The sequence below is a fragment of the Parachryseolinea silvisoli genome, from assembly GCF_021190955.1.
GTDB classification, from domain to species: Bacteria; Bacteroidota; Bacteroidia; order Cytophagales; family Cyclobacteriaceae; genus Ohtaekwangia; species Ohtaekwangia silvisoli.
In genome coordinates, this window is record NZ_JAIOAO010000002.1 from 950,734 (window position 1) to 963,042 (window position 12,309).

A 12,309-nucleotide genomic window follows, 5' to 3' on the forward strand; every position below is an offset into this window, starting at 1 on the left:
AGTGTTTAAATAGAAATGTAAAACGATGATGACACCTGTAACTTTGTACAGGCCGGTAGGCGGAAATGAGCTGATGCGTATTATTGAAACTGGCATGGCCGCCTTTCCACCCAGGCTTTATTGGCAACCTATTTTTTATCCGGTATTGAACGAGCAGTATGCTTGTGAAATCGCAGAACGTTGGAATATGCGCGATGCTGATGGCGACAGTGCAGGCTTTGTAACGGCATTTGAAATACCAGTGTCATATTTTAAACAATTCGAAGTGCAGACAGTTGGACTTGCCCATCACCAGGAACTGTGGGTTCCGGCCGAAGAGCTGACTGTATGGAACAGTCATATACTATCCAGTATTCGCGTGACAAAATCTTATTGCGGAAAACAGTACACTATGCCGCAGGAGATTCGTGTTTGTTTAATTCAGAATGGACTTTTATGATATCGGTATTTGCGATATTGCGTTCATACTGATATCTTTGTATTGAAGTTAAAAATCGACAGCCATGTCAACTATTCAAAAATTCATTATTGCTACGAGCCACATCATCTTAATAGTAGATGGGGAGGCACGGGTATTTCCGGATGAACGAGGATAGTTGCTACGTTATAGCATACTGCAAAAGCCTCTCCCATCCGGAGGGGCTTTTTTGTTGCTTCCCCGGTAATGCAGTACAATCCATCACAGAGCATCATACGATGAAACGTATCTTAAAATTTATAGTCGAAGACATTAGAAACAAGCCGGAGCGATAAGGCTATTGGGAAGATTCTGTGCTTACCCGAAAGCCCCTCACTGCCGGTGAGGGGCTTTTTTCTTGTGTTTTTGGCAACGCTTAACATTTATTACAATTATGAAACGACATACACACATTCGAAATATAGGGATCATGGCACACGTTGACGCGGGTAAGACGACCGTTACGGAACGCATGCTGTATTATACCGGCATGATTCACAAGATGGGAAATATCGACGACGGAAATACGATGATGGACACAGACCCGCAAGAATCGAAGCGAGGTATTACGATCTCCTCGGCTGCTATCACTACGTTCTGGTCGGTTGATAGTATACGGTATCAGGTTAACCTGATCGATACGCCCGGTCACGTTGATTTTACAGCAGAGGTAGAACGATCGCTACGTGTATTGGACGGTGCTGTGGCCGTATTTTGTGCGCGCTCGGGCGTACAGCCACAATCAGAGACAGTATGGCGTCAGGCGGATAAATACAACGTGCCGCGGATCATCCTGGTGAATAAGATGGACCGGCAAGGTGCCGACTTCCTGCGTGTCGTACAGGAGATTGAAACACGGCTTCCTGCGTTGCCGGTGCCAGTACAGTTGCCCCTCGGGGCGGAGGATTCCTTCTCGGGCGTGATTGACTTGATTGCTTTGAAGACACTGGTGTGGAACGGTGACGATGGTAAGTCGTATAGTGTGACGGCTATTCCCGCAGCATATGTTGCGGAAGTGATGCACTGGCGTAAGAATCTGCTGGAACAACTTTCGTTAGTGGACGATGCGATCTTTGCAAAGTACACCGCGGGAGCTGAGGTCAGCGAGGTGGAGATTCGTCAGGCTTTGCGCCGGGCTACTATAGGCTTGCAGTTGGTGCCCGTATTATGTGCAGCAGCGTATCGTAACCGTGGTGTGCAACCTTTACTGGATGCGATCGTGTCGTATTTGCCGGCACCCGCCGACAAGGGTATTGTGCATGGCGTTGCGCCGGATAGCGACGATCAGGTTATCCGTGAAACGACGCTCGACGCACCCGTGGCAGGATTGGTCTTTAAGGTCGTGACGGACGACTATGTCGGCCGGTTGGCGATGGTGCGGATTTACACGGGCGTGTTGCAAAGTGGCAGTTATGTTGTCAATAGTCGCACGGGTAAGCAGACGCGTGTCAGTCGACTATTGCGTGTGTTATCCGACCGGTTCGAGCCTGTCGAATCACTGGATGCCGGCGATATTGGCGCACTGGTGGGCCTGAAGGATGTGAAGACGGGCGACTCGTTGTCGCATGCGCTGCATCCGATTCAGCTTGAGCGTATGGATTTCCCGGTGCCGGTGTTTGGCTATGCCATTGAGGCAAAGGTTTCGAAAGATGTAGGCAAGCTTAGCGAGGCGTTGGCCCGGTTGCTGGACGAGGATCCAACCCTGGCGTTGGAAGTCGATCCGCAGTCAGGACAGACCATCCTGCGGGGCATGGGTGAGCTTCACCTGGAAGTCGTGCTGGAGAAACTCGCGGCAACGTATGGCGTCGAGGTTAACAAGGGTGAACCGCAGATTGCCTATCGCGAAGTATTGACACATGCCGTTATACACCGTGAGGTATTTAAACGCCAGAATGGAGGAAGTGGCAATTTTGCCGAGATACAGTTTGAGCTATCGCCTGCAGCCGACGGCGCGACGGGGCTTGAGTTCGTGAGTGACATCAAAGGTGGTGTTGTTCCGAAGGAGTTTGTGGCCTCCGTCCGAAAAGGTTTTGAGGAGGCAATGAAAAACGGTGTGCTGGCAGGCTATCCTGTCGAATCCATGCGCGTGCGATTGTTCGACGGCAGGATACATGAGAAAGATTCTCATGCGCTGGACTTCGAAATGGCCGCAAGCATAGGCTTTAAGGAAGCCGCCCGGCAGGCCCGGCCTAAATTGCTGGAGCCAATCATGCTGGTCGATATTCTCACGCCAGAGGAGTTTACCGGTGCGACAACGGGTGACTTGAACAGACGGCGCGGTGTCATCCTGGAGATCGGTACAAAGGCCGGTACGCAATGGATACGCGCGGAGGTACCGTTGGCCTCTTTGTTCGGGTATGTTACGGCCCTGCGTACGCTGTCATCCGGACGAGCATCGGCCTCCTTAACGTTTAGCCGATATCAATTGGCGCCGGAGAACGTCTTGGACAGGGTGCTGCGTGGTTGATACATTGGTGAACAGGCTTCCAATTGGGAGCCTGTTCTTTTTTAATGCCGGGCATAGTATTTAATGGCTCATAACGGCTATGGCAAAACCTGGGGAGATGCAGGAATGGACAAATTGGTCGGGGTCGTTACGTTTTACATCCCAGGAATATGTGCGTCCGGAAGATGAAGATATGCTGGCTGCAGTGATTCGCCGCAGCCATGCCGCCGGGAAAAAAATACGGCTGGCGGCAGCGGGACATTCGTCCTCGCCGCTGGTAGCGACTCCGGACACGTTATTACACTTACATCATTTTAAAGGACTGGTGTCTTACGATGCCATCAGGCGAACGGCCACATTTCGTACGGGCACTACCATACACGAGGCAAACATGGAATTGCAGCGGGTCGGGCTGGCATTGTTCAATACGGGTGATGTGGATGTACAGACGCTGGCGGGCGCTATTGCGACCGGTACGCATGGCAGTGGCCGGGCCTTGCAAAACCTGGCGTCGATATTACAGGGTGTGCGGATGATCGATTACGAAGGAAATGTCCAGGTGTTTTCGGAGGAGACACATGCTGATGTGATGCGCGCGATGCGCGTGTCGTTGGGGGCGTTGGGTATCTTTACGGAGATCACCGTTAGTGTGCTGCCGTTGTTCCGGCTTCGACGATTGGAACTGTGTACCGATGTCGAGACGTGTCTGGAACATTTTGATGCCCTGTCCGAGGAGAACCGGAACGTGGATTTTTATTGGTATCCGCGCAGCGATGAAATCAAGGTGCGGGTGCTGAATGAACCGGGACGTGGCACCAGGTCCTTTCCTGTTAGCTTTCGCTGCGTAGACGAAGAAGAGGGATTCGTGGGCGAGATATTGCCGCGCAAACGTACCCTGAAGTTTGATGAGATGGAGTATGCGTTGCCACGCGAGCGAGGTATGGCATGCTTTCGTGAAGTGCGGAAGCGCATGAAAGATAAACACCGGCGAACGGTGGCATGGCGTGTGTTGTATAGAACAATTGCAGCAGACCAGAATTATCTGAGTCCGCACTACGGCCGGGACAGTGTATCAATATCGCTTCACCACAATGCCGGCCTGCCATTTGAAGCGTTCTTTAACGACATTGAACCGATCTTTCGTGCACACGGCGGCCGACCGCATTGGGCAAAGAAACATAACCTCCGGGCGGAGCATCTCCAGGGTTTATATCCGGAGTGGAGTACTTTTCGCGCCATACGGAAATCATTTGATCCGGAAGGATGTTTTATGAGCGATCATTTGCGCGAATTGCTTAATCCTGAAGACAATGGCTGAACAAGCGCTAGGTAAAAAGACATGGGCATTTGCGGCCGGGCATATTCCGTTGACGTCGACGGGTCATGAACCGACTTTTACCAGTCATGATAAAATTGCAATTCTAAACACGTCGGCGCAGGATGCTGACATTACGATCACGATATTTTATGAAGATGAAGGCCCCGTCGAAGATCATGTACTATGTGTGAAAGCGCGGCGGATCCGCAAGATTCGTTTTAATGATCTGATCGACCCCCTTCCCCTTCCGTTGGATAAACCGTTCGGATTTATTGTACAATCCAGCGTCGCCGTGGTTGTACAGTTTAGCCGGATGGATACCCGTTCACGCAGTGCGGCGGTTTTTTGTGTAACACCTTTTCACGCATCCGCGTAATATACTTATGGACGAAACAAACGGTGCCCTCGGCATTCTCACCAGCATGATCACCCCGGCGGTATTGATCATGGCAAGCGGATCCTTAATCATGACAACCTCCCAACGGCTTAGCCGCGTTATTGAACGTGTGCGAAAAACGTCACAAGAGTTTATGCAGATCGAAAAGAGTCACGATCCGGAGTCGGCCAATGAGGCCAAACGCCGGATTCTCTATACGTTATTGGAAAAGAGTGCGCGGCGTAGCAAGCTGCTGACACGCGCCATGACATTTTTATATCTCAGCCTGGGGCTTTTTGTTACAACCAGCCTAGCAATCGGTGTAGTCGCCATTACACATCTCCGGTACACCTGGATTCCGACCGCGCTGGGCATGATTGGCGCCAGCTTTTTGTTTTGCGCGTCGGCCATCCTGATCATTGAATCACGGCTTACATACAGCGTCATTGCTGATGAGGTGGATTTTGCGATCGAAACCAGCCGGCCCAATGCGCCGGAGTTTGTAAAAAAAGCGGTGCGCAAAAGCTGGCGTAATTTGTTTAAGCTATGAGATTCCGGATATCAATCTGCCCCGCATACGGGTATAGGTGCTCCCGGCAATGAAGGTGATGCGCCCACAGGTTCTGTGGGCGCAAACCAATAAGAAACAATCAGCAGGCTCACCATAAAGAGCAATACGACAAAGAAAGTTTTCAGTGTAGGCCTCATATTCCCTAAATCATCATTTACGAATATCTATTTTACCGCATAGGGTAAGGACAGATTCCCGGACAGCACACTGTAGACCGTGTAGACACCTAGCATCGGCAGTGTTTTGCCGTGGCCGCCTTCGGGTGCGCTGATCTGCATGTAACATGCGACGGCATCAAACTTGAAGTTTACTTTGTTGTTTACCCGATACGTCGGCACGGCCATGCGGATGGTATTGCCTTCGGTCACAATCTGAAAGCCGGGTGAGTCCATATACATGTGCATGCCGGGTGCTGCCGTAGAAGGGCGTTTGATGGACTTGTCGCTGGGGTCGAATTCTTTGACGGACAGGCCACCTTTTACACGGTCATCTTTTACCAATATTACCCAGTGCGGATGCCAAACAATGCCTTCACTGGCATTGGTATAGTTGCCGTCCAGATCTTCGTCCCATAGCGGAGTGTCGTCGAAGTCGGGGTGCGACGTGAGTGCCATGGCGACAATGCCCTCGGTCTTCGAGAAACCGATGTCTTCCGCCGACAGCGTGGTAGGGAAAACATAGCCGAGCACGGGTGCGCCATCCAGTTTACCGACGGGCTTCGGTACCGTTTTACCGGCGCTGCCTTTTACAATGATCTCAAATTCCAGCTGTCCCCATTTTTTGTTGTGGGTGACTGAGGCCGATGTAATAATGAAGTCTGGGTTTTCTTCGGCAGATTTACATTTTTCGCAGGCTAGTGCGGTGGAGAATGTAACGATGGCATATATGCATGCCAGTGTCCTGAGAGCATAGTTCATGATCTTGAATGTTGAGGTGTTAAGAAGAAATTATAGGATAACGTCTGTAAAAGTAGTGTGTTACAGGTGGGCCTGTAAAGGAAGAAATTCGTGTGAAAGCTGTATAAATGCTAGGGGTTGCGCCAGCTTTCCGGGCTCGCGAGATTTACAAATACCGAGCCGGACGTATGAGATATAGCTGCTATTTTTCTGCCGCCGTAAAATCATTATTTTAGAGCATGGTAACATTTGATTATTTCCGTGACGTCGCCTTGTCTTTTCCGGAGGCTACAGAAGAGCCGCATTTTGAAAAGATATCGTTCCGCGTGCGGAAGAAGATTTTTGCCACCTACGATGCCGGCAATAACCAGGCGTCACTTAAGTTGTCGGAAATGGACCAGGACATTTTTTCGACGGCCGATAAGGCTATCTATCCGGTCGCGAATAAGTGGGGAAGGCAGGGGTGGACATTGGTAGAGTTGAAGAAGGTGAAAAAGAAATTGTTTCAGCAGGTTTTAATGACCGCCTACTGTACCGTTGCGCCCTCAAAATTGGCTGAACAGGTGGTTGGAGAATGAGCTGTTCCAGAAAAAGTTAAAGATTTTTGAAAAAAAATGCCGGAATATGTCCAGAAGCGCTATGTCGATTGTCAACTGGGCATACAATCAAAATTTCAACATTATGAACAATCGACTTAATCTCTGGGAAAAAGGACAAGCAGCCGTAAAAACGCTTTTTGGTATGGGCGGTTATCTAAAAAAATCACCCATTGGCGCATCTCTTCGCGAGCTGATAGAATTTCGTTTGTCGCAGATTAACGGCTGCGCCTACTGCCTCGACATGCATTATAAAGATGCACGTGCGCACGGCGAGACGGAACAACGGTTGTATGGCCTGAGCGCATGGCGTGAAGCTCCTTATTATACCGACCGCGAGCGTGCCGCATTGGCTTGGGCCGAAGCTGTTAACAAGTGCGATGTGTCTGACGCCGTGTATGCGGAAGCATTGAAACAGTTTTCAGAAGAAGAGCTGGTAGACCTTACGCTGGCAGTGGCGTCGATCAATGCCTGGAATCGTTTCAATATTGCTTTCCCGCAAAATATTGGGACCTACCAGGTAGGCCAATTCGGTTAATTTTGAGTTTTTAGTGAAACATAAACGAGAACCTTAACCTTAAACGTATGAACGAGTTCTTATTGATCATTCACCGGGACCTGACCAGTAAAGACGCAACGCCGTCGCCAGAGCAAATGCAGCAATCTATCAAACCCTTCCAGGATTGGATCGGTGGCATTGCGGCGCAGAATAAACTGGTGACGCCGCCGCGGCGCTGGGATCTGACGGGTCGCGTGGTGAAGCAAGACAATGTCGTGCTGAACGGACCGTATGCTGAAATCAAGGAGTCAGTCGGTGGGATGTTGTTTATACGCGCGAACGACTACGAAGAGGCGGTGGAGATAGCCCAGGGATGCCCTATTATTAAATGGGGTGCTGTAGTGGAAGTACGTATGGCGGCGCCCACAATGTAAGTTGCAGTAAAAGAATGTCTTTGTAGTTTTACCCGGGCATTCCTACTGAAGATGGACGATAAAGCCTTGATACCGCATTTGTTCAGAACGGAGTACCGGAACATCGTTTCGGTACTTTCGTATTTGTTCGGTATTCAGCACATCGCGGTTGCCGAAGACCTTGTGAGCGATACATTTCTGACGGCCACCGAACACTGGAGTTTGCATGGCGTGCCGGACAATCCCACGGCCTGGCTATATACGGTCGCCAAAAACAAAACCCGGAACTACCTCAAGCGGAATACGCTCTTCGAGAAGCAACTTTCGCCAGAATTACGCTATACCACGGAGAAGGTGGAGGAGCTTGACCTGGATCTGTCTCATAAAAACATTGCCGATAGCCAGTTGGCGATGATGTTTACTATCTGTAACCCTGTAAACTCAACGGAGGCGCAAGTGGCTCTCGCGCTAAACCTGCTGTGCGGTTTTGGTACACAAGAGATCGCCGATGCTTTCCTGACAAACAAAGAGGTGATCTACAAACGCCTGAGCCGTGCCAAAGAGAAATTGAAGGAATCCAATATCCGGATTGAGCAACCTACGTTGACGGAAATACATGAACGGCTTGATACGGTCCTTACGGCGTTGTATCTGCTGTTCTCAGAAGGATATTACTCCACGTCTCAGAACACCACGCTACGCAAAGATCTCTGCGTGGAGGCTATGCGGTTGTGTGCATTGTTGCTTGATAACGACATTACCTGCAAGCCGCCGGTAAATGCGTTGCTGGCATTGATGTGTTTTCATGCTTCGCGATTCGACGCACGGGTAAATGAGCAGGGAGAATCAATTTTGTATCAAGACCAGGACGTGGGATTGTGGAATCGTGAATTGATCGCGCGTGGCACCTATTTTTTAAATGCCGCTTCGATCGGTACAGCGGTAACGCGTTACCACTTAGAGGCCGGAATTGCTTACTGGCATACGCGGAAAGAAGATACTGTCGAAAAATGGGAGAACATTCTAAGCCTGTATAACGATGTGTTGATCCTGGAGTATTCGCCCATTGCTGCCTTGAACCGTACGTTTGCGTTATCAAAAGTACATGGTAGGGAGGTGGCGATTGTAGAGGCGGAGAAACTAAAGCTTACGACCAACCCGTTTTACTACTCTTTGTTAGGCAATCTATACACCGGTATCGACAATCGTAAAGCCTTGCAACACTTTGAGACGGCGGCGAATCTGACTATTTCTGCCGCAGACAAGGCAACCCTGCAACGCACCATCGCGCGACTGCTGGAATTGTCACGGTAGGCATATATTTAAACAATATGGAGTGGCCTTATAACCTAAACTTCAGCCGGCGTAACAAGAAACGATGGAAGGTCTCGTAGGGGCAAAAAGTACCAGTCGCGTACCGTTTTTGCTAATTCGCGACGTGTGTCGATGCCATAGCTTTGTATCATCAACCAATAACAAACAAGGTTATGAAATACAAAGCAACAGCACTCGCATTATTGATACTGGCAGTGATTTTTTCTGCCGGTGCACAAGTGAAGCCCGAAAACGATCCGCACGTTTTTGTACAGGTACGTGACTTTTTGAAAGCCTTAAATACAGGTGGTGGAAAGCCGATAGAGCAATTAACACCAGTAGAAGCACGGGCGGTGCTGGTCGGTGCGCAGAAGTCGGTGACAGTAGACTATTCCGGTATACAAGAGTCGGAGCGTAAGATCACGCAGGATGGTCAGACGGTCAACATTCACGTGGTAAAGCCGGTGGGTGTTAAGGCCAATGCGCCGGTTTTTATCTTTATACATGGTGGTGGCTGGGTATTGGGTGATTATCCCACACACCGCAGGCTGGTGCGCGACCTGGTAGTCGGCAGCGGCGCCGTGGCGGTATTCCCCGATTATACGCCGTCACCGGAAGCGAAATACCCGGTCGCGATCAATCAGATCTATGCTGCTACAAAATGGGTGGCTGAACATGGCCATGAAATCGGCGTAAACGGTCGCAATCTGGCGGTGGCCGGAAACAGCGTGGGCGGTAACATGGCGGCGGTGATCGCGCTGATGGCGAAGGATAAAAAAGGTCCGGCGATCAAGCTACAAGTGTTGCTCTGGCCTGTTACCGATGCGAGCTTCGAAACAGCTTCGTATAACGAACTGGCCGAGGGTTATTTCCTGACGAAAAACATGATGATCTGGTTTTGGAACAATTACACAACTGATCCCGCACAACGCAAAGAAATCTATGCGTCACCCCTGCAAGCCACCGTCGCACAGTTAAAAGGACTGCCGCCGGCCCTGGTACAAACGGCTGAGAACGATGTGTTGCGCGACGAAGGCGAAGCGTATGCACGCAAGTTGGATGAAGCCGGTGTACCCGTAACACTCACCCGTTACCACGGACTGATCCATGATTATGGACTGCTCAATCCCATTGCCCATGTACCGGCCGTTCAGACGGCTGTACTGCAGGCTGCTGCGACGTTGCGTAAAGCATTGGCAGAATAAGGAAAATAAGTCGGTTGAAAGAAGGCTGTCTACGTAGGCAGCCTTTCTTTTTGTCATCGTTTTGCGTAATATAGATGGTGGTTGTGTGCGATACGTGTCAGCGGTGATTTTCCTTCAAGGGTAATGCACAAAGTGCCCTACGTTTTATCAGAATAGGATATGGCTATCGAAGAAGCATTGATTCATATTGCCGAAGGTCTTACGCGGACGAACATCGCCAGCAGGATGTCGCTGGCGGTAATCAGCCTGCCAAAAACATTGGTGGAGCGAGCAGACCTGGTAATAGTTCTTTCCAACGAAGCGTATGAGCTGTATATGTTGCGCGTGATGCAGGTATCATTGATGATGGAGTACAATTACCTGGAATATTGTGGTATTCCGTTGTTGGCCAGTTCATGCGTAAAACGCGACGATATTGTTATCAAAGTGGCAGCGGAACACGAGCGCTGCGAAATAGATCGGTTGCGTACATTGGGGAATCGGTATGTGGTCGTATCGGAGCCTGTGTTGCGTACAAGTTATCTACAAGACGACGATACGGGCGACCTTTCCTTGTCGGTCCTGGTGGGCTTCGTCATGGACGCTATTTTGCTTTCTCTCCTGGTCATTTTCACTTAACCCGTGTCATTCCTGACGTTGGTAGAAGCCGGTTTTAGGAATTGAACAGCAAAGTTTGAATCTTTGACTGAATTTTCATTTTTATGTACTCCAAAAACTGGCTGATATTAAAAGACGACGCTAAGAAGACCTTTGAAGTCTGCGGACAGGACGGCAATACAAATGCCTTCATGAACCGAACGATCGGCATGCAGCGCCTGGGCATGCTGGTGAGCGGTATTACACCACCGGTCAGCAATACAAACTCAAACCGGGTTTCCATAAAGGTGCAGGGCTATACGCCGGAAGAAGGATTGGAAGAGCGGTTGATGGTTCAATACCGTGCGCTAATGAAGGGATCAATCGACGAGGAATAGACGACGATGAAATTGACTGCGCTATTCGACGACTTTTTTCATAGCGAGAAATCGTCCGGGTTAGTACTCATGGGGTGTACAGTGGCATCGCTGGTGCTGGCCAACTCGGCATGGCAAGGTGGATATTTGGCTTTTTGGGATTATCCTGTGTTTGACCACAGCGTTTCACACTGGGTCAACGACGGATTGATGGCCATCTTTTTTTTGCTTGTCGGACTGGAGTTGGAACGGGAAGTCTACATTGGAGAACTCTCCACGCTACAACAGGCTTTGCTGCCGGTAGTTGCCGCCCTGGGCGGTATGCTTGTGCCGGCCGGTCTTCATTTTGCTATTAACTATGGTACGCCTACGCAGGCAGGCGCGGGTATTCCCATGGCAACCGACATTGCTTTCGCACTGGCGGTGTTGTCGCTACTGGGAAGCCGTGTGCCGGTATCGTTGAAGATTTTTTTAACAGCATTGGCCGTGATTGACGATCTCGGTGCCATATTGGTTATCGCCATTTTTTACACGGGCTCGCTGGCCTGGACAAACTTATTGATCGCGCTCGGCGTATTTGGTGTATTGTTAATCTTGAACAGATGGAAAGTTCGTAACCTCATACCCTACCTGATTGGCGGTATCGTGATGTGGTATTTTATGTTACATTCAGGTATTCATGCAACCATTGCTGGCGTGTTGCTGGCGTTCGCCATACCCTTTGGAAATGGTGATGAAAAATCTACTTCGTATATTCTACAGCGTTTTTTGCACAAGCCTGTTGCATTTTTCATTTTACCGGTTTTTGCGCTGGCCAATACAGCCGTGACGCTTCCTGCAGACTGGATACATTCATTGGTAGAGGCCAATAGCCTGGGCATCTTTGTCGGCCTGGTTGCCGGCAAGCCGTTGGGGATTTCAATATTTTCATATGTCTCGTCGTTGGTAAAGCTGACGCGTCTTCCGGAAGATCTTTCGATGGGACAGATTATCGGCGCAGGTTTTTTAGGCGGTATTGGATTTACGATGTCGATTTTCATTACGTTGCTGGCGTTTGATGAACCACGCTTTATCAGCGAGTCTAAGATTGTTATTCTTCTTTCGTCGGTGTTGGCGGGTATCGCGGGATTTTCGCTTTTGAAGCTATTTTTGCCAGATGCAACCAAGCGCAGCGCAAAGCGTTAAAGTGTAGATGTAATCTGGTTACCGGCAATATGTAGGAACCGAGGATGAATGATGCAAATGGTACATCCGACAGGGGGTGA

At 49.8% G+C, this 12,309-nt stretch carries 14 protein-coding genes; 13 read left to right on the forward strand and 1 reads right to left on the reverse strand.

All coding sequences use genetic code 11. The features are described from left to right. The first annotated feature begins 25 nt into the window (after positions 1–25). The 5 genes from K7P01_RS13840 (at position 26) to K7P01_RS13860 (ending at position 5,147) form a co-directional block, all read left to right on the forward strand. Positions 26–439 (forward strand): hypothetical protein, encoded by a 414-nt coding sequence (locus tag K7P01_RS13840; RefSeq protein WP_267293925.1) that lies wholly within the window; start codon positions 26–28, stop codon positions 437–439. 412 nt (positions 440–851) lie between these two features. Next, entirely contained in the window at positions 852–2,924 is a 2,073-nt protein-coding gene (gene fusA, locus K7P01_RS13845) for an elongation factor G (protein ID WP_267293927.1), read from the forward strand. 79 nt (positions 2,925–3,003) lie between these two features. Next, the gene (locus tag K7P01_RS13850; protein ID WP_267293929.1) at positions 3,004–4,221 is read left to right on the forward strand and encodes a D-arabinono-1,4-lactone oxidase; all 1,218 of its coding nucleotides are present in this window, start codon (positions 3,004–3,006) and stop codon (positions 4,219–4,221) included. Next, on the forward strand, positions 4,214–4,597 hold the full coding sequence (locus K7P01_RS13855; protein ID WP_267293931.1) for a sensory rhodopsin transducer: 384 nt from the start codon (positions 4,214–4,216) through the stop codon (positions 4,595–4,597). Before K7P01_RS13850 ends, K7P01_RS13855 begins: the two co-directional genes overlap by 8 nt. Before the next feature lie 7 nt (positions 4,598–4,604). Continuing rightward, complete coding sequence (locus K7P01_RS13860; protein WP_267293933.1) at positions 4,605–5,147, forward strand: DUF2721 domain-containing protein; 543 nt, start codon at positions 4,605–4,607, stop codon at positions 5,145–5,147. 185 nt (positions 5,148–5,332) lie between these two features. Here K7P01_RS13860 and K7P01_RS13865 read toward each other — a convergent pair whose 3' ends face one another. Then, positions 5,333–6,085 carry a hypothetical protein gene (locus K7P01_RS13865; protein WP_267293935.1) on the reverse strand — a complete coding sequence of 251 codons (753 nt, stop codon included), beginning with the start codon at positions 6,083–6,085 and terminating at the stop codon, positions 5,333–5,335. A gap of 218 nt (positions 6,086–6,303) precedes the next feature. On the opposite strand from K7P01_RS13865, the gene K7P01_RS13870 reads away from it, so the two are divergent. The 8 genes from K7P01_RS13870 (at position 6,304) to nhaA (ending at position 12,229) form a co-directional block, all read left to right on the forward strand. After that, positions 6,304–6,642 (forward strand): MmcQ/YjbR family DNA-binding protein, encoded by a 339-nt coding sequence (locus tag K7P01_RS13870; protein ID WP_267293936.1) that lies wholly within the window; start codon positions 6,304–6,306, stop codon positions 6,640–6,642. Between the two features lie 46 nt (positions 6,643–6,688). Then, entirely contained in the window at positions 6,689–7,198 is a 510-nt protein-coding gene (locus tag K7P01_RS13875; RefSeq protein WP_267293937.1) for a carboxymuconolactone decarboxylase family protein, read from the forward strand. 47 nt (positions 7,199–7,245) lie between these two features. Then, positions 7,246–7,593, forward strand: coding sequence for a YciI family protein (locus K7P01_RS13880; RefSeq protein ID WP_267293938.1), 348 nt, complete (start codon positions 7,246–7,248; stop codon positions 7,591–7,593). 51 nt (positions 7,594–7,644) lie between these two features. Next, the gene (locus K7P01_RS13885) at positions 7,645–8,886 is read left to right on the forward strand and encodes an RNA polymerase sigma factor (protein ID WP_267293939.1); all 1,242 of its coding nucleotides are present in this window, start codon (positions 7,645–7,647) and stop codon (positions 8,884–8,886) included. A gap of 173 nt (positions 8,887–9,059) precedes the next feature. Next, positions 9,060–10,091 (forward strand): alpha/beta hydrolase, encoded by a 1,032-nt coding sequence (locus K7P01_RS13890; protein ID WP_267293940.1) that lies wholly within the window; start codon positions 9,060–9,062, stop codon positions 10,089–10,091. Positions 10,092–10,250: 159 nt separating this feature from the next. Then, complete coding sequence (locus K7P01_RS13895; protein WP_267293941.1) at positions 10,251–10,709, forward strand: hypothetical protein; 459 nt, start codon at positions 10,251–10,253, stop codon at positions 10,707–10,709. Between the two features lie 83 nt (positions 10,710–10,792). Continuing rightward, positions 10,793–11,065 carry a hypothetical protein gene (locus K7P01_RS13900; protein WP_267293942.1) on the forward strand — a complete coding sequence of 91 codons (273 nt, stop codon included), beginning with the start codon at positions 10,793–10,795 and terminating at the stop codon, positions 11,063–11,065. A 6-nt stretch (positions 11,066–11,071) separates the two neighbouring features. Next, entirely contained in the window at positions 11,072–12,229 is a 1,158-nt protein-coding gene (nhaA, locus tag K7P01_RS13905; protein ID WP_267293944.1) for a Na+/H+ antiporter NhaA, read from the forward strand. The last annotated feature ends 80 nt before the right edge of the window (positions 12,230–12,309 follow it).

Excerpts from the sequence above, each read along its gene's own strand:
- K7P01_RS13840 (WP_267293925.1), top strand. The coding sequence starts at position 26 with ATGATGACACCTGTAACTTTGTACAGGCCGGTAGGCGGAAATGAGCTG.
- fusA (WP_267293927.1), top strand. The coding sequence starts at position 852 with ATGAAACGACATACACACATTCGAAATATAGGGATCATGGCACACGTT.
- K7P01_RS13850 (WP_267293929.1), top strand. The coding sequence starts at position 3,004 with ATGGCAAAACCTGGGGAGATGCAGGAATGGACAAATTGGTCGGGGTCG.
- K7P01_RS13855 (WP_267293931.1), top strand. The coding sequence starts at position 4,214 with ATGGCTGAACAAGCGCTAGGTAAAAAGACATGGGCATTTGCGGCCGGG.
- K7P01_RS13860 (WP_267293933.1), top strand. The coding sequence starts at position 4,605 with ATGGACGAAACAAACGGTGCCCTCGGCATTCTCACCAGCATGATCACC.
- K7P01_RS13865 (WP_267293935.1), bottom strand. The coding sequence starts at position 6,085 with ATGAACTATGCTCTCAGGACACTGGCATGCATATATGCCATCGTTACA.
- K7P01_RS13870 (WP_267293936.1), top strand. The coding sequence starts at position 6,304 with ATGGTAACATTTGATTATTTCCGTGACGTCGCCTTGTCTTTTCCGGAG.
- K7P01_RS13875 (WP_267293937.1), top strand. The coding sequence starts at position 6,689 with ATGTCCAGAAGCGCTATGTCGATTGTCAACTGGGCATACAATCAAAAT.
- K7P01_RS13880 (WP_267293938.1), top strand. The coding sequence starts at position 7,246 with ATGAACGAGTTCTTATTGATCATTCACCGGGACCTGACCAGTAAAGAC.
- K7P01_RS13885 (WP_267293939.1), top strand. The coding sequence starts at position 7,645 with ATGGACGATAAAGCCTTGATACCGCATTTGTTCAGAACGGAGTACCGG.
- K7P01_RS13890 (WP_267293940.1), top strand. The coding sequence starts at position 9,060 with ATGAAATACAAAGCAACAGCACTCGCATTATTGATACTGGCAGTGATT.
- K7P01_RS13895 (WP_267293941.1), top strand. The coding sequence starts at position 10,251 with ATGGCTATCGAAGAAGCATTGATTCATATTGCCGAAGGTCTTACGCGG.
- K7P01_RS13900 (WP_267293942.1), top strand. The coding sequence starts at position 10,793 with ATGTACTCCAAAAACTGGCTGATATTAAAAGACGACGCTAAGAAGACC.
- nhaA (WP_267293944.1), top strand. The coding sequence starts at position 11,072 with ATGAAATTGACTGCGCTATTCGACGACTTTTTTCATAGCGAGAAATCG.